At 56.6% G+C, this 19,162-nt stretch carries 15 protein-coding genes and 1 pseudogene; 10 read left to right on the top strand and 6 right to left on the bottom strand.

The features are described 5' to 3' along the window. The 6 genes from WS45_RS35790 to WS45_RS35340 form a co-directional block, all read left to right on the top strand. Positions 1-1,135 (top strand): hypothetical protein (locus tag WS45_RS35790; RefSeq protein WP_179950399.1); only part of this gene is annotated, 1,135 nt, incomplete at its 5' end. 183 nt (positions 1,136-1,318) lie between these two features. Further along, the gene (locus tag WS45_RS27925) at positions 1,319-1,639 is read left to right on the top strand and encodes an H-NS histone family protein (protein WP_059531015.1); all 321 of its coding nucleotides are present in this window, start codon (positions 1,319-1,321) and stop codon (positions 1,637-1,639) included. Positions 1,640-1,684: 45 nt separating this feature from the next. Beyond that, positions 1,685-2,665: an IpaD/SipD/SspD family type III secretion system needle tip protein gene (locus WS45_RS27920; protein WP_179949165.1), complete on the top strand. Its 981-nt coding sequence runs from the start codon at positions 1,685-1,687 to the stop codon at positions 2,663-2,665. An 84-nt stretch (positions 2,666-2,749) separates the two neighbouring features. Then, positions 2,750-4,453 carry a hypothetical protein gene (locus tag WS45_RS35345; protein ID WP_156437303.1) on the top strand — a complete coding sequence of 568 codons (1,704 nt, stop codon included), beginning with the start codon at positions 2,750-2,752 and terminating at the stop codon, positions 4,451-4,453. Then, positions 4,392-4,790 carry an acyl carrier protein gene (locus WS45_RS36465; RefSeq protein ID WP_082722046.1) on the top strand — a complete coding sequence of 133 codons (399 nt, stop codon included), beginning with the start codon at positions 4,392-4,394 and terminating at the stop codon, positions 4,788-4,790. Before WS45_RS35345 ends, WS45_RS36465 begins: the two co-directional genes overlap by 62 nt. 327 nt (positions 4,791-5,117) lie before the next feature. Then, positions 5,118-9,956: a membrane-targeted effector domain-containing toxin gene (locus WS45_RS35340; RefSeq protein ID WP_156437302.1), complete on the top strand. Its 4,839-nt coding sequence runs from the start codon at positions 5,118-5,120 to the stop codon at positions 9,954-9,956. A gap of 200 nt (positions 9,957-10,156) precedes the next feature. Here the strand turns inward: WS45_RS35340 and WS45_RS34210 are convergent, their stop codons facing one another. Next, complete coding sequence (locus WS45_RS34210; RefSeq protein ID WP_082722045.1) at positions 10,157-10,723, bottom strand: BrnA antitoxin family protein; 567 nt, start codon at positions 10,721-10,723, stop codon at positions 10,157-10,159. Between the two features lie 488 nt (positions 10,724-11,211). Here WS45_RS34210 and WS45_RS34205 point away from each other — a divergent pair, with 488 nt between their 5' ends. Next, complete coding sequence (locus tag WS45_RS34205; protein ID WP_082722044.1) at positions 11,212-11,670, top strand: lytic transglycosylase domain-containing protein; 459 nt, start codon at positions 11,212-11,214, stop codon at positions 11,668-11,670. Here WS45_RS34205 and WS45_RS27905 read toward each other — a convergent pair. The 5 genes and pseudogenes from WS45_RS27905 to WS45_RS36590 all read right to left on the bottom strand — a co-directional run bounded on the left by WS45_RS27905 (position 11,643) and on the right by WS45_RS36590 (position 15,776). Next, positions 11,643-12,611, bottom strand: coding sequence for a glycosyltransferase family 32 protein (locus WS45_RS27905; RefSeq protein ID WP_175981867.1), 969 nt, complete (start codon positions 12,609-12,611; stop codon positions 11,643-11,645). The genes WS45_RS34205 and WS45_RS27905 overlap by 28 nt on opposite strands. 795 nt (positions 12,612-13,406) lie before the next feature. After that, complete coding sequence (locus WS45_RS35335; protein ID WP_156437300.1) at positions 13,407-13,562, bottom strand: DUF5993 family protein; 156 nt, start codon at positions 13,560-13,562, stop codon at positions 13,407-13,409. An 809-nt stretch (positions 13,563-14,371) separates the two neighbouring features. After that, positions 14,372-14,656 (bottom strand): annotated as a pseudogene (locus WS45_RS36600) (hypothetical protein); the annotation flags it as partial. Positions 14,657-14,787: 131 nt separating this feature from the next. After that, a complete protein-coding gene (locus tag WS45_RS36595; RefSeq protein WP_156437299.1) occupies positions 14,788-14,892 on the bottom strand; it encodes a zinc ribbon domain-containing protein in 105 nt (34 codons plus the stop codon). Positions 14,893-15,470: 578 nt separating this feature from the next. After that, positions 15,471-15,776 (bottom strand): DUF4148 domain-containing protein, encoded by a 306-nt coding sequence (locus WS45_RS36590; protein ID WP_059530998.1) that lies wholly within the window; start codon positions 15,774-15,776, stop codon positions 15,471-15,473. Positions 15,777-16,254: 478 nt separating this feature from the next. On the opposite strand from WS45_RS36590, the gene WS45_RS27895 reads away from it, so the two are divergent. From WS45_RS27895 to WS45_RS27885, 3 genes are read left to right on the top strand one after another with little or no spacing between them, the layout of a single operon-like run. Continuing rightward, positions 16,255-16,932 carry a response regulator transcription factor gene (locus WS45_RS27895; protein ID WP_059531035.1) on the top strand — a complete coding sequence of 226 codons (678 nt, stop codon included), beginning with the start codon at positions 16,255-16,257 and terminating at the stop codon, positions 16,930-16,932. Positions 16,933-16,943: 11 nt separating this feature from the next. Continuing rightward, positions 16,944-18,344: a sensor histidine kinase gene (locus WS45_RS27890; RefSeq protein ID WP_059530995.1), complete on the top strand. Its 1,401-nt coding sequence runs from the start codon at positions 16,944-16,946 to the stop codon at positions 18,342-18,344. Between the two features lie 36 nt (positions 18,345-18,380). Continuing rightward, positions 18,381-19,067, top strand: coding sequence for a response regulator transcription factor (locus WS45_RS27885; RefSeq protein ID WP_059530992.1), 687 nt, complete (start codon positions 18,381-18,383; stop codon positions 19,065-19,067). Positions 19,068-19,162 lie beyond the last annotated feature (95 nt).

The raw sequence follows: 19,162 nt of genomic DNA, 5'->3' as shown, positions 1-19,162 counted from the left end.
GGCGGCAGCTGGCGCCGCGCATCGGGCAACGGGCGGCACCGGAACCGAGTTGGCACGGCCCATCGTGCCGGCATCTGTCGACACACTGAAAGTGCTCAAGCGCGCCCTGGAGGCCGCAACGGGTCAGGCGGGCGCGAAATCGGCTCACTCGAGCGCCGAGACGCCGAAGCCTGTGCGTGGGCAAGACCAGGTCGGTCTGTTTGGCAATTCGACCGTGGATGACGGCTTCGATGTCATTATTGCCCTTCAGTCCGCCCTGCTCGCCGAAGGTCGGGCATTCCAGAAGATGGGCGCAGACATGGCGGTTACCCAGCTCAAGGTCACGCAAGAGCAGGCTCAGGAAATCATCAAGCAGGGGCAGGATGAGCTTGAGGGAGCGATCTCCGGAGCGGTGCTGCAGGGTGCTTTCTGCGTGGGTTCGGCCGTGCAGGAATTCAAGGGCCTGAAAATCAACGAGACGTCCCTCACCGAGGAGATGGGCCGGGCGAATGCCAACGAAGAACTGACGCTGGATGCGCAGAAGGGTCTGCTCGGGTCGCGTCAAGCGATCAATGAAGAGGTGCGGGAAGTGGAGCTGAAGCCGCTCCAGCCGCTCGAGGAACCGCTCGGTGAGTCGGGCATGGCAAACGGTGAGATCGGCCAGGACCGTGAGCAGGCGGTTGAGCGGCGCAATGCGGCAGCCGAGCGTGCGGATCAGGCTCGTTCCGAGGAGGAGGCGGCCGAGCGTCAGATGGTCGGCGTCGAGCCGAGTCCGTCGGAGCCGGGCTGGAAGCACTCGCAGGCGATCGCGGGGCAAACCGAGCGCCATCGCGTGGCACAGCGTGCGCATCAGATCAATCACGAGTTCAACTACGTCGAGATGCGGCGATGCGACGCGCGGGCCCGTTTGATGTCGGCCGTTGGCGAAATGGCCCACCGTCAGGCGAGCGCGGCGGCGGATCTGGCGAAGAGCGAGGACCGTTCGGAAGAGACGATCGATGGCCGTTTCGCCGAGCTGTGGGGCCAGGTGGGCAACCTGCATCAGGATAGCGCCCGAAAGGTCAAGACGGTCCAGGAAGACATGCTGGCGGTCGTTCGGGCGCTGGTGGGCCAGCAGAGCGATCTCGGCAGTGTCGTGGCAAGCAAGATCGTGTAAAGCGGGAGGCTGCCGCCTTTGACTTCGGTCGGGGGCGGCAGCCGACGCGAGGTGTTTCCGCAATGAGCAGTAGTTGAAAGTCATCGTCTCGGGTGCGTCGGAAAATAAATTTGTCGGCGTTCCGCGCCGGGTGGTCCACAAGAGCGCCGGTGCGGCCCACATGAATCAAGGAATGTTAGGACGATGAAGGATTACGAACAGCTCAAGGCGCAGGCCGAAGCGTTGGCGCGAGAAGTGGAGCGCGTGCAATCACAGGAGCGGGATGTGGTGCTCAGTGATGTGCGCGCGAAAGTCGAGCAGTACGGGTTGCAGGTTGTGGAAATCTATGGTCGGGACAAGCTGCAGGAGCTGCAGCGCCAGTTGAAACCCCGCAAGATCGCGCCGAAATATCGCGATCCGGACAGCGGGGCCACCTGGACTGGTCGGGGTTTGGAGCCGCGCTGGATTCGCGGCCGCAATCGGCAGGAATTTCTGATTGGATTGGGTTCGTGCTTTGCCGACTGAGTGACAGGGCGCGTTTCCGGTTTGATTTGACTGTTGGAGATGAATATGACTACGGTAGTAGCTGGACAAGGTGGCATGGCGGCCACGATGCTGCGTCGCCCGAATGATGGGGTGGACGTAGCGTCGCAAGGTGTGCTGGAAGCAGCGCGGACGACGCAGGAAGGTGGAGTCGCCAAGGATTCGCTCCAGTGGCAATTGGATGCGTTGTTCGATCTGTTGAAAGGCAACGGGGCCAGGAAAGGCGGCAATGATCTTGAAAGCCGGTTCAAGGGACTGGCGCTGGCGATGCGTGCGTGCCGTAGGCAGCGCGACAAGCAGATTGGTCGTGTAGCAGCGGATATTCAGGTGCTCGACGCCAAGTACGGCAACTTGGATTCGCATGCCAAAGTAAGTCAAGCGGCGACTGGCCAGTCGAATGTGGGTGATGACAATCCGTTTCAGGACATCATCGATGGTCTGAATCACACCATGGAGGCGGGGCAGGACGAGTTGAATAAGTTGGAGCTCGTGGTCGAGGCGGTCATGAAGCTTGTTCAAAAGATAAGTAACTACATGGCACACATTGCAAGCTATATACACTCATCATCGGATGGAAAGAGCATTTCGTTTGATGTTGAGGATGCTCAAAATGATCTTTGGAATATTATGAGTAGCATGGGTGGCACAATTCTGCATGTAGATAATGTGGATCAATTTAAAGAGGAGTTGGGGTCGCTTATTCCGTCTGTAATTTCAGTAGACGGAAACGGAAACGTCTCGCTGAATACGGACGATGACTCGATTGTGCACCAAATGTGGAAGCCATTAAGTGATATGAATAATGGGGGCACTGTCGACATGAATCCTGCGGCTTATCAGGCATGGTGGGCTGGCTTTCAGGGGTTGGAGAGCCAGTTGGAGAATGCGGGTCAGACAATTGCGGAAAAATATTCGCATGTGAACTCTAATTTCGATAACCTTGTAAAGGTCGTAAGTAGCACGGTTCAATCGATGATCGACACGGATAAGCAATATTTGCAGATTTGAATTCGACTGTGGCGTGTTAATTGCACGAGCCACGCACGAACTAGTGCGTGGCATTTTGTGTTTGATTTGTGATAGGAATGGGTGATGACGGCAATCCATGGGAGTCACGTATCTAAACCGATGTCCGGTTCTTTCGGGCGAGATGGATCCTTTGGTTCGCCCATCACGGGTGTCGGCAATGTGCCGGATTCCCCTCGACTGTTGATGTCGAAGATATCTGGGGGGGGCAGCGATGCGCATCCGAAGAAGATTAGCGACCAGTTGAATGGCGTGAGCAGTAACACGTCGAAAACGATGCCTTCGGAGGCTAGGGTGTCCGATGGCGCATACCCTGGCGCGAGGAGTTGGAATGATTTCTATCGCGAGCAGGCGTTGGCCCATGTTGATGGCCAAACGGGCGGTGAGTTGGTGAAGCTCTTGAATGGGAATATTCAGCAGATCGAGCGCAATCAACTGACCTCGTTGGCCGTCGTGGTATACGCGGCGTCCCGGCAGGGAACGGTAGAAATTCCCAAAGAGGTCACTCAGGCGCTCGGGAAATTTCTGAAGTCCGCTCAAGCATCACTCGAAAAACATCCTCTGAAGATGGGGTTTCAGCATGGCGAGACGAGCAATGCATTCGCGGCCGCAAACAAGGCGGTGCACGAATGGTTCATGAAAGATCGCTCAGAAATTATGGAATCCTATCATGCCGGAATCGACGATCACATCGTCGAGCATATTTTGAGTAAGGAGCCATATTTGAAAAACAGGGAGCTGACCTCAAAAATAATTGAGATGGCGGATGCGTGGTATACGCATCATATGACTCAGATGGCGTCTTGGCTGGATAGTGCGAGATATTCAAAATATCATGACGTTTCGATAGGTCAGATTAACACTGTGCTGGATGCGTGCGGGGATTTGGAAAAATTTATTCGACCTTTGTTTTCGAGTTCGAATAACGATGGAAATGATCAGCGGCCCTCTCAAAGCGAGAGAGGGAAATCGCTGGGGCCTGATGACCCGAGAATGTCGCCAGATGGTCAGGATCCAGCTTCGCCATATGGGGCGAGGATGGGGGGGCAACTGTTCAATCAATGCAAGAATTTTGGATCTCCCCGAATTAATTTCGCTCCAAAAATCAAAGTATCGCTCGGCGACGCAGTCAAGGAAGCGCTTGCGCCAGTGATGCGGATGATTGATTCGAGGGAGCAAGAAATAGGTCGCGAACTGGCACGTCCACTCAAGCGGGTGCCATTGAAGCTTGGGGACGAACAGCGTAGCGAGTCTGAGCATGTCAGGGCTGAATTGCTTGGCGAGCAAACTGAAAGCGATGTGAGTGCTGCCATACCGATTCAGGAAGAAAATGAATCGACGGAATCGACGAGTTTCTCCCCCCCCGCCCCACCCCCCGCTCCGGAGCCACCGTTGTGGAAGTCACCCAGTCTCAAGGGGCGGACTCCACGAATCGATCGATTCGCGCAAAAGACGGACGGTACGAGAATGGATGGGGCGATGCAGCAGTTGATGGTTGGCGTCATTGACCAACTTAAGGGAATTCAGAAAGGGGCTGAAACTGTTAAGCGGCCGTCTGATCGCCTCCTAGACCTGTTGAATGAGGGCAAGCGGACGAACGAGTCCCCAAGCGCTGAAGCAAGCAGCGAGCCCGATACTGAGCGTAATGAAGGCGTGCGTGCTGAACAGGAGACATCGCGGCCAAAGCGGGATTCTCAGGTGGTGACGAGTGCAGGCGGGATTCGTTACGGCACGAATTCTGGCGCAACTGGCGTCAAGAGCAGCAGTTAATGTAAAGCGGCACGGGAAGGCGAGCCATACTCCGTCTGGGGAGGCTGCCTCATTGTGGAAAATTTATGAAGGACGGGACGACGTGAATGAACAAAGTGTAGTGTCTAAGACGGCGGGAGACGTCAAGGTTCTATTTGGGGAAATTTTGTGTAGAGATCCAGAAGAATTTTGTGATTCTCAGCGGCTGATTGAGGATCTGGCAATGGATTCGCTGGAATTGCTGGACATGGCGATGGCGCTCGAGGATCGCTACGGGATCGTGCTGGAGACCGACGACGTTTTTCGGCTGAACACCGTTGGCGATGTGGCAGCCTTGCTCACCGCTCGTATCGTGTGAGCATACGACCGGACGCGGCTAATCAGCGGGTGATGAGTATTTGAGCTCCATTCAATGGTCGGCAATACAGTGGTGGCGGAAACCAGCCGCCGCTTCACGTCGCGATGATCTCGCATTTTCCCCATCCTGCGGACAGGTCGAGAGGAAATTTTCCGACTCTTTGCGGACGCCAGGTCTTTCCGGGCGACGGCGCTCGTATGCAGCGTGAGAGGGGCCAACGTTCGCAGAGGTGAGGGGCGCGAGAACAGGAGTGGAAACGGATAGCGAGATTGGGCATCGCGGTCAATAGTGTTGTCGTTTCTGGCGCAGCCGCGGGAGGAAAGTCCGGTGCCGTTATCTCTTGTTCAATACCGAAAAAATACCGGTTGTCACTACAGCCGGTCCCAATGTTATATCGGCAATCGTGCCAACCAGCGGCGCATTGACGCACTGGCCCGCGTACCCGGTAATCCGATGGCGCAGGCGCAGGCGAGTGCCTTGCTCGGTGCGTTGACCTGGGTGACGAATATCGTGGTCGTTGACAGTCCGGCGGTTGGATTGGCATCGACCATGGAGCGGTGCCGGAACCGATCCACGGCAGTACAGATCGATTCGCTCGATGCGAATTATCGAGATAAGGCGGCAGGTTGGTACGATGCGCGGTTCAATCGCCATGAGGCGCATTTGACTGGTCGCTCGAAGTATCCGAACACTCGGCAATTGCGTCAAGGAAGCGAGGTGAGGGGCGGTTCGAATGTCACCCCCGGCCTGTTGTTGCGAGCGGGAGAAGCGCCAGGGAATACTGGATCGGTTCGGTCGGAAACCCGTCGTCGCCTGGATTGCGCGGCCGGCGATCTTCCTTCAAGAATGGCAGCTCATCGATCATCGCCGTCAGCTGCCGGAGCAAGACTTGGCGATGCCGCTTTGCCACGCGATATCGCGTGGTATGACAGGGCCGCCGGATGGTGGGCCTCCGCGCAGGACCCCCTACGCTTTCCGATGGCGCAAGCAGTTCCCCGGCGGTCCGCCCGTGTTACGTCGTTCGAGGGTGGGGATCAAGCAGCCAACGGTCTCGATGATAGCAAACGTGCGCTGCGTCAGTTGATCGGGCAATGGGAGCGCGCCGGCATTTTGTCGGAGTTCCAGGCCGACGAGTTGGCGCTCACGCTGCAACCGTTCCGAGGCAGTGGAATTAAGCGGGATACGCTGCGTGCTGAGGGGGTATCCGATCCATCCAGATGCGCGATTTTTGACGAGATTTGGACCCCGCAGGGGCGACAAAAAGGGATGGTGATCGTATCGCATGCGCCACTCTCCGCGATTCGGCACAACCCCGACGATCCAACTGCCCGAGCGGCGCTCGATATCGCGATCTTCGGGTTGCCTCCGGCGACCGCGAGACTGCTTGTGCAACATTATGAGGGGCGGCTGGCTTACCCCTATGGTGACAACCCATGTAGTCAATGGCGGCCGGAAGCGGGTCGGTTCCTGAACGTTGTCGCTTCATCGCCGGGCTTGCCTGTCGCTGACGTTGCAGAGTCCCGCTCAACTGGTCAGTCCCGGCTGGCCCCAACCCCGCTGGGCGGTACCTTTGTCTTGCGCGACGCCAATACTGGAATCAGCTATTCGCTGCTACTGGAAATGGGCTTTCCGGAAGATTGGGCCAGACTGTCGCACGTGAACGGTAATCAGTATGTTGCCGATACGCCTGCAGGGCCGAAATGGGTTGAGTTGAATCCGCGTACCAGCAAGGGACGTGTGGCAGTGGGGCACGCGGCGGCGGCATTTTTGCCTGATGAGTTCGAGGTTGATTGCCGCATTGACGGGCGCCCCTATGTCTGGATCGAAAACCAGCCCTGTGTAGTGGAACTGCATTGCCCGCATGGGACCGTGAGTCATCAAGACGGCGGAGCGCAGGCAGGATGCGTTGCATCCACCTTGGAATTCGATCCTGTGGAACGACGTGTGCGGCCAGGAAATGAACTCTACGTCGAGCCATTGTCGAAGACCTGGCACACCTGGAAGCGCAATGGTGTTCCCGTTTTCAATCAGGCGGAAGTCAGCATGTTGCGACAACTAGCCGTTCCTTTTGAGCGGGGTAGCAGTTACATCGAATCGAAGAACTTGCTGCCCGGAGGTGCCAGACTTTACGCGGTGGGGGAGGCGCAGTTGGGCGCCAATCCGGAGCGGTACGACGTGATCGAAATGGGAGGCGCGTTGGTGTCGGCTGAAGTCAAGCAAAGCGCCGACGGCACGCTTCGATGTGAAGTGTTTGACCGTCACGCATCGGATGGTCCGCGTTACCGTGTTCATTGGGATGGTTGGCGCTGGCGTTTTGATCGCCATGCTTCTCGTGGATCGGACATCGACCAAGCGTTGAGGATGAGCGCAACTGTGACGGACGCGGAGGGTGCGAGAAACAGCACGGAAATGTCCGAGGTCGTATTGCCGGTCGTGGACGAGCAACGGATCGCGGAAGTGGGCACCGAGGACCCCACACAGATGACGGATCCCGACTGGACGAGCTGGGACCGCATTCAGTCGCAGCCGCTATCGAGCGGTAATTTCTCGGCCGTTGATGCATTTTACCGGCGTCTGAACGACGCTTTTCCGGATATCTGGGCGCTCGCGCGTACGACAATGCAGCGCGCCATTCGAGAGAAGTTAGGCATCGAAGTCGACCCCGACGACGCCTATTTGATGCGCTTCGAGCTCGGGTATCAGGACGGGGCGGCGGTGACCGGGTGGGGACATGGCGTCAAGCCGTTGGACGAACGCACGTTGACGGCATGTCTCCTGACGAACTTTCCTGCACATGACCAGGAAAATCCCTGGAGTCTTGATGCCTTGGCAGGCGTATATGAGGGGAATTCGACGGGGCGACACCGTTTCGATCACGCTAATGAAGTGCGCGTCAAGCCATCGACGCTGATGAAACTGGTGTGGGATATCGATTTCTATGAGGTGGCGAAAGCCAAGCTCGATGCGGGATGGCAACATCAGAATCTTCAGGAAATCAACAACGGCGTCGCGCTGGCGCGCGATCTAAAGCATGTAGCGCCCCATCTGACAGCGCCGGACGTCGAGTGTGTGCTAGGCGGGGTACGCTATCTCGATTCCCCGCGTCGCATCGAGGTCGCACTTGTCGAGGTGAATGGATATCTTGCCACCGACATGCTGACCTTTCAGGATCGAAGTACCGGACGCATTGTGCTCTATTTGCCACGACGCGACCGCCCGGATGCGCGATTCGTCGCTTTTGCGCAGGAGAACGACATGCGGCAATGGTTTGTCGAAAGCTGTCGGGATGTCGGCAAGCGGCGTCAATTAGCGCGTCACTTTTCGTTGTCCGACCGGCAGGACGGCATGTTCAAGGCTGGCGTCGACCATTGGCTTGCGCAGTTTGCCAAATCCGATGGCCATGTCGGTCAGCGCAGGGTGGGGCGGGCTGGCTATGCGTTGGCGAGCGCGAGTCTGTTTCGGCAACTGGCCGAACGGCAGAGGGCCCGCAGCTATTCGGATCTGGATCTTGCAGTCAAATCTGATACCGAAGTGTCGCAGGACGTGTGGACCGATTACATCGACGCGGTGAATTTTGTGATGCCCAATCCGGTAACGCCGTTCGTCAGTCTTGGGCTGCATATCGACAAGGCGATCGAGGCGGATACCGATGACGAGCGCCGATCAGGGTTGCGCGCGGCACTCTCGGATGCGGTCAACCTGGCGCTCATGGCTGTGACGGGCGGTCTCGGCGACGTGGAAAACGCCGGTTTCAGCCCAGACGGCGAGTATTTCCAGGCCAGAGTGAGTACACATCTCAAGGCATTGAGCGAAGCCAGTGTGATCGAATGGGACGGGAAGCACTGGATTCCCGAGCAAGAAACATCGACACATGTTTCGTCGGAGGTGGTAGGTCGGGTCACACCTGATATGTTTTCGCCCGGCGTGACAAGCGAGGAATTGGGGCCTCCTGATCGAATGGGAATCCGCCAAAGGGATGATGGCACACGGTATCTCAAAATTGGCGGACGCTTCGCGGAAATCAGGAAGTGGCGCGGCACATCAAACCGGTTTGTGCTTGGCGCGAGGGAGCGTTGGCTCGTCTTGCGTCTGGAGGACGGAGTGTTTCGCGCGGAAACGCTCGCCGAGCGATTGGCGGTGATCGGTGAGGTAGGCCTCGGGGGACGCCACGGCAAACTGACGTTTGAATTACTGCCGTCGGATCCGAGTGATCTGACGACTGTCGAATTGGAAAATTTTCAGGTCTCCGATTTTCCGCCGAGTGCGAGACGTGCGCTTGAGCATATCGAGGACAAGGAACTTAACGACGCGGAACGGGGAGGGCGTGACCAGATCCGTTTGCTTTCTGATCGTCTGGACAATGCAGCCAAGGATTACTTGTCACGCCTACCCCGGACTCCACGCGCGCAAGCCCCTGTTCTTCCGGCGGATCTGTCGGATGCGCAATCCTTTGCGGCGCTGTTCGCCCGAAAGGAAGGCATCGTACTGGGGGAGCTACACGACCAGCCGGCAAGTCGGCAACTGCTGATTGAAAATATGGCCGAGCTCAAACGGCAGGGCGTGCGGACCCTCTATGTCGAGGGTTTCCTGGCTGACCTTCACCAGTCCGATATCGACGCCTACTTGGCGTCGCCTGCTGCACCCTTGTCCCATACGTTGCAGGCTTGGGTGGATGAACGCACGACCGGCAGACCTGAATCGGTGGCCTACAATTATAAAACTCTGCTCGGCGAGGCTCGGACGCAGAGCGTCGCGGTTAGGGCGATCGACAGTATCGCTGCTTATTATGACCCGTTAATAGCGACACCGCCCGATTTCCTGACCGCAGAGGAGGTGGACCGCCTTCCCCGGCTGCGGAAAATGAATTATTTTGGCGCGGCCACCATTCGACAACACCAAGCCGCCATCGGCGGCGGAAAATGGGTGGCATTAGTTGGCCGGGCACACGTCAATACGAACTCGAAACTGGCGGCGGGCATTGCGGAATTGGCAGATGGGACGGGGGTTCGAGTCAAGGTGAGCGGTCAAAAGCCGATCGGTTTATTACCGGGATATCTGTATAAGGGCCGTCATAAGAACTTCGACTACGTGTGGACGCGTCGTCAGCTTCATGTGCCACAGTCGCATCCTGACACGGGTCTTCTAAGCGATACGGATGTGAAATGACCGGAGCAGCAACTAGCAGACCAAGCATTTGGGCCCATTGACCTCATCGCATATGGCATGCCCGATCTCGGGTCGTCCATGATCGGGATGGGGGGCTGGTTCGTGCCGGCGAAGGCGATGAGCACTCGTGGTGCCGGGCGTGCGCATCTCGTGATTTCTTTAGTGTCGGCATGGATGAACATGAAAATATAAGTTATATATTAAATGGCAATGTCATTTGCAGATTTTTGTGGGGAGTGTGCGTTCAACCATTCGGCCAAGACGGCATTGATCCGTGTTTGCCAGTCGGGGCCACTGGCTTTAAATCGATCAAGTAGGTCCGGATCGATTTGTGCATTGGGAGTTGCCTCTTGTGGCTCTGCTGCACGATTCCCGATCCAAAATCCTCGCGATTGCAATAGTTCGAACTCGGTTTCACACAGTTCGTAGGTGTCTGGATCCACGGAAATTCCATGGCGGATTGCGATTTCCTCCTCTGGTGTCGGTGTGATGGTTATCGGTTTAACATCGCCATAGTGAAGCGTCTCTCGGCAATATGCCTTTCGCAGGCTCACCACATATCGATGGCGTGCTGATTCGATGAAAGCAACGCAGAAGAGTCGTGGGCCAATGTAAGCGTAGCCGATATAGTGTACTTCCTCGGTACCGTGTCGCTCATCACGTTTGCATCGGAGCGTTTCCCATTCGAGAAGTCTTGCATGGACGAGAGGAATGCCATGCGCGGCAATATTTCGTTTGTTTAGGGTTGCATTATAAGTGATCTCCATGAAATGGATTGTAAAACAAAAAAGATGAATTATCCATGCATATTTAACCCATGAGCGAGTCTTCACCTCATGTGGGCGGTGCGCCTGGTCAATTCATTGTCGAGGACAGGGCGATGTGTAATTTGCGAACCGCGTGGCAGCGATGAGGCGGTTGGTTCGATCGTTGTGGCGCCTGTTCAATGGGGAATGCGGGAGAATCGCGGTACGGATGCGTGGTGGCAATGATTCAGTGTTTTCCGGCCCGACATCCAAGACATTCTGATATCAAAATTGAGGAAATGCATGTTCTTCGACGGCGCGATACGTGAGAGGGGGTGGTGCTCGCGTCGCTATTCGATCATCACGCAAATGATGAACTTTCTAATGATGGGTTCGTCAAATTGGTTTGTGCAATATTTTACCAATAGAGGTGGGGCGTGGCTGTAAATCGATACAAGCGTTGCATCAAATGGCGTGTGGTAGGGGTATCATTGGTGATCGGATTGTGCATGGCTGGCCAGGCGCATGCGGACTGCATCACGGATGCAGCACAACGGTATCACGTGAATCCGGATGTACTAAGGGCGATTGCGTATTACGAATCTCACCTTAACCCGGATGCATTGAATCACGATGCAAATGGAACGGTCGATGTTGGGATCATGCAGATTAATTCGATCCACTTTCCGACCTTACGTCGCGAGGGGATTGATTTGAAGCAGCTTCAGGATCCAGCCGTCAATGCGGACGTCGGGGCGGCGTTGCTTCGTGATGCAGTCAACCAATATGGGCCAACATGGCGTGCGGTCGGGGCCTATCATTCACGCACGCCATCCTTGGGTAGTGAATATGCTCATGCTGTCCACCAGATCTACCTGGCACGACCATGGCTGAAACCATGTCGCCAGGATCCGGAGTCGCGCCTTGCGGCGAATGGTGTTCAGGTAACGCCGCTTAAGGTTGATTGATGAAGGGGGGCATTGTGTTCCCCTCTTGTCGCCACGGTTGGATTCCAGCTATGAGCACTTCCGATCGCGACATCGAATTCCGGTTCGGCAAAAGGTAAATAAAAGGCCTTGGCCACATGCATGGCATCGAAGTAGCGGTCAAACACGAAGCGTGGTTCCGCAGGCGATACGGTCGCGATGCGATATGCGCTGACCAGATCCCGCTCGATGTAGTAATAGTCGGGGCGGCTGGCGCGAAGGGCATCGTTGAATGCACCCGGACCGACCAGCCGGAAGATCGTCGAAATGTATTCGAGCAGGGCGCCGTGGTCGGCTTGGGATTTTGTTTTCCATGGCCGCGGCTGCTGCAGGAACCGGGATGCGCCCATCAGGCGATGGGTCATTTCGTCAAGCCATGCGGCGAGCACTGGGTTGCCCGGGTGACAAGCAAAGTTTGAACTCGGGTAACCGCTGAAGCCATACTCTTCTGCCGTCACCATGCGATTGAGCAAGACATCGCGTGGCCCGGCCAGCAAGTCACGAAGGGCGGGTACAGGGTAGGAGACAACATCGTCCACGTCCAGATATAGTCCACCGTCGCGATGGAGAAGGTACGCTCGCAGAATATCCGAAGCGGCGCTGTAGTTGTTTCCCGTCGAGCTGGCGAAATGCCGATAGAACTGGCCAAGCGGCGACCGCCGGAAGGCCTGGAAGCGTAGGTCGTGTTGCAGGTCGACTAGCGTCATGCGCGGCGTCGTTTGAAATTGCCCAATCATGCGCTCACGTGCCGTGCGATCATGGGTATCCAGATACAGCCGACATTGAAATCCAGGACATCGTTCGGCGTTTTGGGTGATGCGGCTCGCGAGTGCGTCCGGGAGCGGGGCGTCGCCAATCCAAATGAAATGCAAAATCCTCGGTACCGGGCGGGTATGTTGTGGCGCCTCAATGAGTGACGGCAAGCATATTTCATGATGCGCACCTGCAAGGGGCGGGGCAGTACCTCTGCCTCGTTCCCAAGCGCCGGAAGATGTTCGTCGCACCGGCACCGTCATGACCCGACCGTATGGCGCCTGATTTGACGACTCAAGCAGAAACCAGTGATTTGTGTCGACATGGTATGCCACCACACGGGATTGCCCATCCAGCGTAATGCGATAGCGGCCGTCGGAACTGCACGTGACGCCGTCAATCGGGATGCTAACGCGACAGGTGAGCAAATGTGCCGGGGTCAAAGGTGTATCTCCATTCAGTGACAAATTCGTGCCGATGCTCACGTGCACGCTGGAACCGGCCTGCTACGAAACGTGACTTGTTGAAGCGCGCGGCAACGAATCATGCGCCAAGTCGAGGCATGACACCGAACAGCCATGTGCACATTTCTAGTATTGATCTGCGCTGAAGTTCCGTCCATGAGATATGGCTGATATATGCTGGGACAATTCCGAAATTCAGCTTCGTTTGCCAGATCGCATGTCATGTGTGAACAGGTATCGGGGCCGAATTGAGTGTAGATCGGCGCGCGACGGGCGCTGCGAGCGTCGAGGACGTTCGTAGCCCATGGGGGGGCAGGGCGGCAGGCTCATTGAGCGGCGCCCGTGCCGGCATCGAAGGAGCGAACCCGGAGTGCGGTCAGTGTGATGGTCCGCCCTATTGGCACGTGTGGCTGGGGCGGCTGGCATGGGGCGCCGCGTCATGGCGGCCACGGCTTGCCATTTTCTTGGCTGATCTGTGGCTTGGTCGATTCGGTGAGGCGTCTAAAAAGCAAGGTGCAGGGGATCGGTGGCATGAAGGTGGAAAAGTACGCCCGTTGCGATCATGGCGATTGCCCAAAAGATGATCGACAGGCGCCGTTGGCCGGCCATCAAGGAAACGATTCCAGCGAAAAAAAGAAGGAAGGGGAAAACCATCATGAGTCACGTCTCCATACAAGCGGGGCCAGACTGGCCGAATCCTGAAAATAGTATATTGTAATTGATTGTGATTGGGTAATCTCTGGGGGGATATAGGTGAAACATTGTTTAGCCAGGAGTGTATAGCGTGCCCGGTGCGTTGGGGCGCTGCTCTGTTTGTGGCCACGTGGACAAGGCCGGGGATTTGCGCGGCATTGCCCGGTGTCAAGAAGCCATCTTCTTGGTCGTTGCGAGGCGGGGCGGTCCTGCAGCATACTTTTGACGACTTCACTGGAATCGGATATTTCGTATCACTATTCATCCGAATCCGCTTTTGTCAACTTGGCTGATCGCCTAACATTCGTCTTGCTCGTTGTCGGGTTTGCTGTTCGATACTTGGCGCGAGTTGGTGGTTGTGGGAACCTTGGTATGCGCCGCTCTTGGTGAGCGGCGCACTCGTTTCCGGGTTCTTGTACTTGAGCAGCAGCTTTCCTTCCGTGTTCGCGTGAGCATCACGTAGATGCCAGTCTTGGTTATTGTGACGTCGGGTGTGGGGTCAGTGCGTTCTCGCGTGCGTTTCGGAGAGGGTGTTAGGCGGTATGCGTGTTCGCCTTGAGCGCATTGATGCGTGAGCGGTTGATTGGTCAGACCGCAAACGCTTCAGGAATGTTGTTCGCTAGGAAGCACTAACACAATGAGTCTCGAGGCCACCACGAGCAGATGATGCAGGCGTCGATTCCATGGGCGCCATCATGGGTGGCAGTGAGGCGTTCGAGCTGGATGCGCAGCGGGGGCTGAAGCGGGGCGACACATGCAAAGGTGTGTTTGATGCCGCTCGGCTCACAACGACGAGTGTAATGCGTGGAAATGCTGGCGGCTTGAAGTGGCCTGCGATATTTGCGTGGTCGTGGCCGCGATTGGCTAGTGTGACGATAGGCTTCGACAGCGGCCGTCCCTGAATGGGTGGAATGGCCTCGATGAGAGGGGGCGTCGTTACGGTTGGCGCGAGTGAGGATCACCGCGGGCGGAATGCTACCGGTCGATATTGCGCGATCGTCGAGCGGTTTGCGCCCCGGGTAACGCGTCCTACGAGGCTTCGGTGGTGGCGGTAGCGGTTAGATAGGTAGGCACGGCTGTTTGTCAGCGGGAAAACAAAATGTTGCTTTGCGTTTTCTGTGCAGAGCGATCCAGCGGATAAGAAAGAGATGTCTGGCTGATCGTGGCGGAGTTTGATTTCCTCTTCGGGCTAAACCCTAGGGAATCCTTCGGCAAGCGCTTGAAGTCCCTGGCGGGCAATATTCCGGGCGGCGTTTGTGTCGCGGTCGTGTACCGTCCCGCAATCGCTGCACATCTACTGCCTTATTCCAAGTCCGGCCATACATTTCCGACTACTGAACGGATTGGTGCCGCAGAACGAGCACGTTTGTGTTCAATACGCTTCGCCAACCTATGCAAACGCCACGCACCGCCTGATGGCCTTGTACAGTGTCCTAAAGGTAGGACGAACTGCTGCACGTGGACGATTGGTTCATCGCGGCGAATGCCATTTACACTCGCTTCGCTTTGTCCCCGGGATCACGAAATATGTGCTCGTCTGTCGAAAAAGTACGCTCAAACTAAGGCGATGGTTTCTATCGTGCAGAGCACGCGCTCCTGCATGAACTCAAGCGTGCAGGTCCGTGCCAATCGGAGGGGGGGCTGGGGGTGGATAGGAATATTCGTATTTTGAGCGGTTGACGCGGCCCTGAACCCGGAGATGGGTGCGATACCATTATGTGTCATACACCCGTTTCGCGACCCCGGTTCCCGGACGGTTCCTGCCCGTCAGCGGACTGTCGAATGTGTCCTGCATAGCGGTGCATGCAGGACAATCGACTGCTTGTGAAGGTCGTTCAGCGCGGCATGTCTCACGCGGGCACCGTGGTTGGGTTACGGTTGGTTTGCCGTCGTGGTTTGGGACGCGCCAAGACAATCATGCCGGTATTTCTGCATTAGCTTGGCCTGCGCAGTGTCGATGTCGTCCGGATAGTTTCCCTCGTCTCCGGCCGACGGCTCGTAACCGACCGACTCGAGTTCGGACAATTCATCCATGAGCATTTTGTGTGTAAGCGGTCCCTTGGGACGAACGAATGGATAGGCTCTGCACTGCTGGGGCGTGAGTGCTGAAGCGGCAAAGGCCCCGGTGCAAGCGGAAGCCAAAACTGAACAAACGAGCCATTGTGACAGGCGTCTCATTTGAAATTCCTTAATGAAGATATGGTTAGACAGGGGAGGCAAGAACCTAGGGTGGTCATTCAAGTTAAGGCTCTTTGATCGTCAAAGCGGTGGCATTTTGATGAAGCAAGTTTTAGTGGAGTGAGGATGGTGACCGGGCGGCGTCGTACCGTTCCACGGGGATGACGGGCGGGAGGGTACGCCTGAGGGCGCGGGACGCGGAGCTATTGCCAAGAAGGAAGGTCAGGATGACGGCCTGAGGGGCGCAAGGAATGGTCCCCTGAAATATTTTTCATGTTAACGATGGTCGGTGCGGGATGGCTTACATGTACCCTGCCGGCAGTAGCTATGCCGGCAGTAGCTAGGTCTGCGATGTTTTCGCACAAGAGCGCGATGCCGGTTTGGAACGACGTTCCGATTATTTTTAAGTAATGGTTTGGTATCCGAATTATGGATGCTGAGCAACCTTGTTATCAGGGTTGCGGGGGAGGGGAATGCTATGGTTCGTGTATTGACGATCGAAGATGACGAAATCACCGCAAACGAGATTGTCGCTGAACTCACTGGCCGCGGCTACGTGGTCGAGTGGATCGACAATGGGCGTGATGGCGTGGCCCGCGCAGTCAGTGGCGAACACGATGTGATCACGCTCGACCGAATGTTGCCGGGTGTTGACGGCTTATCCATCCTGACGACGATGCGTGGTATCGGAATTCGCACACCAGTGCTGATGCTCAGTGCGTTGAGCGATGTCGACGAGCGTATCCGCGGCTTGCGCGCGGGCGGCGACGACTATCTTACAAAGCCGTTCGATCTCGAAGAGATGGCTTTGCGTTTCGAGGCGCTGGTGCGACGTAGCAGTGCGGTACCCCGCCAGGTGCAGACGACATTGATGGTCGGACCACTCACGCTTGATCTAATTTCCCGTAAGTTAAGCCGAGACGGCGAGGAAATCCCACTCTTGCCGACTGAATATCGGATTCTCGAATACCTGATGCGGCACGCCGGACAGACGATTACTCGCACCATGTTGTTCGAGGCGGTATGGGGATACCATTTCGATCCCGGAACGAATTTAATCGATGTGCACATGGGGCGTTTGCGCAAGAAGGTCGATTCACCCGGGAAAAAACCGATGATTAAGACGGTTCGTGGGGCGGGGTATTTGCTCGAGTGAGCGGAGGGCGAATGAGAGAATTTTCGATATGGCGCACTCACCCATTGGCGCAGCGCTGGTGTTCGTCGGCGTTTCGCTTCGTCGCGGTTTATGCGGTCGTTTTTGCAATGTCCGTCATGGTGCTGCTTGGCTTCGTGGCCAGCATGATCACACACGTCATGGAAAACGAAACCGATGTCGTGATGCATTGGGAGGTAGTCTATTTCGATTCATTGCCCGACAGCACACTTGCCGCTGTCATTCGTAATCGGCTCGAGCGGGAGCGTATGCATGCGAACTACTACGGGTTATTTGCGCCAGACGGCCAGCATATTGCGGGCGACATTCTAGCATTTCCGGATCACCTGAAACTCGATCGATCGGGTCTCACGCTGGATCGTTCGCTGACGCTTACGGCTGGCGAGATGGCGCCGGTCGTGCGCGCAATTGCCGTTCGGCGCCCGAATGGCGACAGGCTCGTCTTAGCCCGCGATCTGACGCACATATTGCGCATTCGTGAAATGATCATCGACACATTGTTGGCAGGGGGCTTTCTCAGTCTCATCGCGGGGATCGCGGGCGGGCTGGTGCTTAGCCTCCGTCAAATGCAGCGCCTGAAGGTTATCCGCCAGGTGACGTCCCGCATTGCGCAGGGTGATCTGGGGCAACGTTTGCCGATTGGCGGTCGAGACGAACTCGACATGTTGGCGCATCTCGTCAATCACATGCTGACGGAAGTCGAGCGGTTGATGCGCGAGGTAAAGGGCGTGTGCGATGGCATTGCGCACGATCTGCGTACACCCCTGTTTCACGTGCAATCGTTGCTGACGCGTGCTGTTGATCGTGCGGTCTTGTATGACGATGCCGTACTGCGAGAACTGGTCGATCGGGCGCGCCGCGAGACGGGCGATCTGCTGGGGCGATTTCGTGCGATGCTGCGTATCGCCGAAATCGGTGCGTTTCAGCGACGTGGTGGCTTTGATGTGCTGGATCTTGGGGCGCTCGTGGCGGAGCTGGGGCAATTGTTTGAGCCGTTGGCGGAGAGTTGTTTGATCCGCTTCGATGTGCTGGTCGAACGGTCTGCGCGGATTCACGGAGACCGTGCTTTGCTTTTTGAGGCGATTAGTAATTTGCTCGACAATGCATTCAAGTACACACACGCAGGAGGCGCGGTCTGCCTCGAATTGCGGCAGACCGCGTTCGGCCCGCAGGTTGACGTGGTCGATAACGGCATAGGAATTGCTCCGAAGGAGCGTGAGGCGGTACTGGCGCCTGGCTATCGTAGTGAGCGGACGCGTCACTTGACCGGAGGTGGGTTGGGTTTGAGCATCGTAGCAGCGGTCGTAAACGTTCATGATTTCGCGCTGCATATCGGTGACGCGGATCCGGGTACACGTGTGTCGATTGATTGTTGGTCGCGAACGTTGGCGTGAGCGTCTGCGACGCCGCATCGGGATTCGGAGTGAGGTTTGCGTATTCTGTTTATGGCCGGGCAGCATCCAGGGGCAGTATGGCTCCACAAGGCGCTGCGTGAGTGCAGGCATAGTGTGCAGCATGTCACTGATTGGCGCGATGGTGTGTTTGTCGCGGAGCAAGAAGCGTTTGACGCAATCATCGTCATGTGTGCTGAGCGGGCGGACTATGCGGGGCTATTCGATATGTTGCGTCGGCTCTCATCGAGTCGTGGCGGGGCCGTGCTCATTACTGTTCTAGGCGCTGCGACGACACAGGATCGTGTGAGTGCGCTGCGCATGGGAGCCGATGCGTGCTTCGATCATCCTTACTCGTTTCTTGAGATCAATGAGTGTTTGCGAGCCTACCATCGGACGGCGCTCGGGAATCTGGTGTGTTGGAGTTCCGACGGAAAGCCGAACGACAAGAGGACGCACGAACCAAAGTCGATGCCAACGGGATTGAGACTTGTCGTGACACAACGGGAAACGTTGATGTTGGAATGTCTGATGCGTGAGGTCGATTTACCAGTATCGCGTGAGCGCTTGATTCGTTACTGCTGGCAGGATAAGGACGATGTCGATCGGTCGACTGTAACCATTTTGGTTTCTCGCCTACGGCGCAAGCTTGCAGTGCACATGCCGAATGCGCGCATCGAGACGATCAGCCGGTACGGCTACCGGCTTACGTTCCTGGCGGCTTAACAGAGAGTGGAACGTCTTGTGCGTTGTGGCCGCAATAATCGGCTTGGCATTGGGTGCCGGTCCGAGAAAAAGTAGTGCGCCATCTTGTTGAGGGA

This window comes from Burkholderia sp. RF2-non_BP3 (assembly GCF_001522185.1).
GTDB classification, from domain to species: Bacteria; Pseudomonadota; Gammaproteobacteria; order Burkholderiales; family Burkholderiaceae; genus Burkholderia; species Burkholderia diffusa.
The sequence above is the reverse complement of the archived record's forward strand: the minus strand, read 5'-3'. Positions and strand labels throughout refer to the sequence as shown.

Coding starts and splice junctions, on each gene's coding strand:
- WS45_RS27925 (WP_059531015.1), top strand. CDS start 1,319: ATGAAGGATTACGAACAGCTCAAGGCGCAGGCCGAAGCGTTGGCGCGA.
- WS45_RS27920 (WP_179949165.1), top strand. CDS start 1,685: ATGACTACGGTAGTAGCTGGACAAGGTGGCATGGCGGCCACGATGCTG.
- WS45_RS35345 (WP_156437303.1), top strand. CDS start 2,750: ATGACGGCAATCCATGGGAGTCACGTATCTAAACCGATGTCCGGTTCT.
- WS45_RS34210 (WP_082722045.1), bottom strand. CDS start 10,723: ATGGAGATCACTTATAATGCAACCCTAAACAAACGAAATATTGCCGCG.
- WS45_RS34205 (WP_082722044.1), top strand. CDS start 11,212: ATGGCTGGCCAGGCGCATGCGGACTGCATCACGGATGCAGCACAACGG.
- WS45_RS35335 (WP_156437300.1), bottom strand. CDS start 13,562: ATGATGGTTTTCCCCTTCCTTCTTTTTTTCGCTGGAATCGTTTCCTTG.
- WS45_RS36595 (WP_156437299.1), bottom strand. CDS start 14,892: ATGTGCAGCGATTGCGGGACGGTACACGACCGCGACACAAACGCCGCC.
- WS45_RS36590 (WP_059530998.1), bottom strand. CDS start 15,776: ATGAGACGCCTGTCACAATGGCTCGTTTGTTCAGTTTTGGCTTCCGCT.
- WS45_RS27895 (WP_059531035.1), top strand. CDS start 16,255: ATGGTTCGTGTATTGACGATCGAAGATGACGAAATCACCGCAAACGAG.
- WS45_RS27890 (WP_059530995.1), top strand. CDS start 16,944: ATGAGAGAATTTTCGATATGGCGCACTCACCCATTGGCGCAGCGCTGG.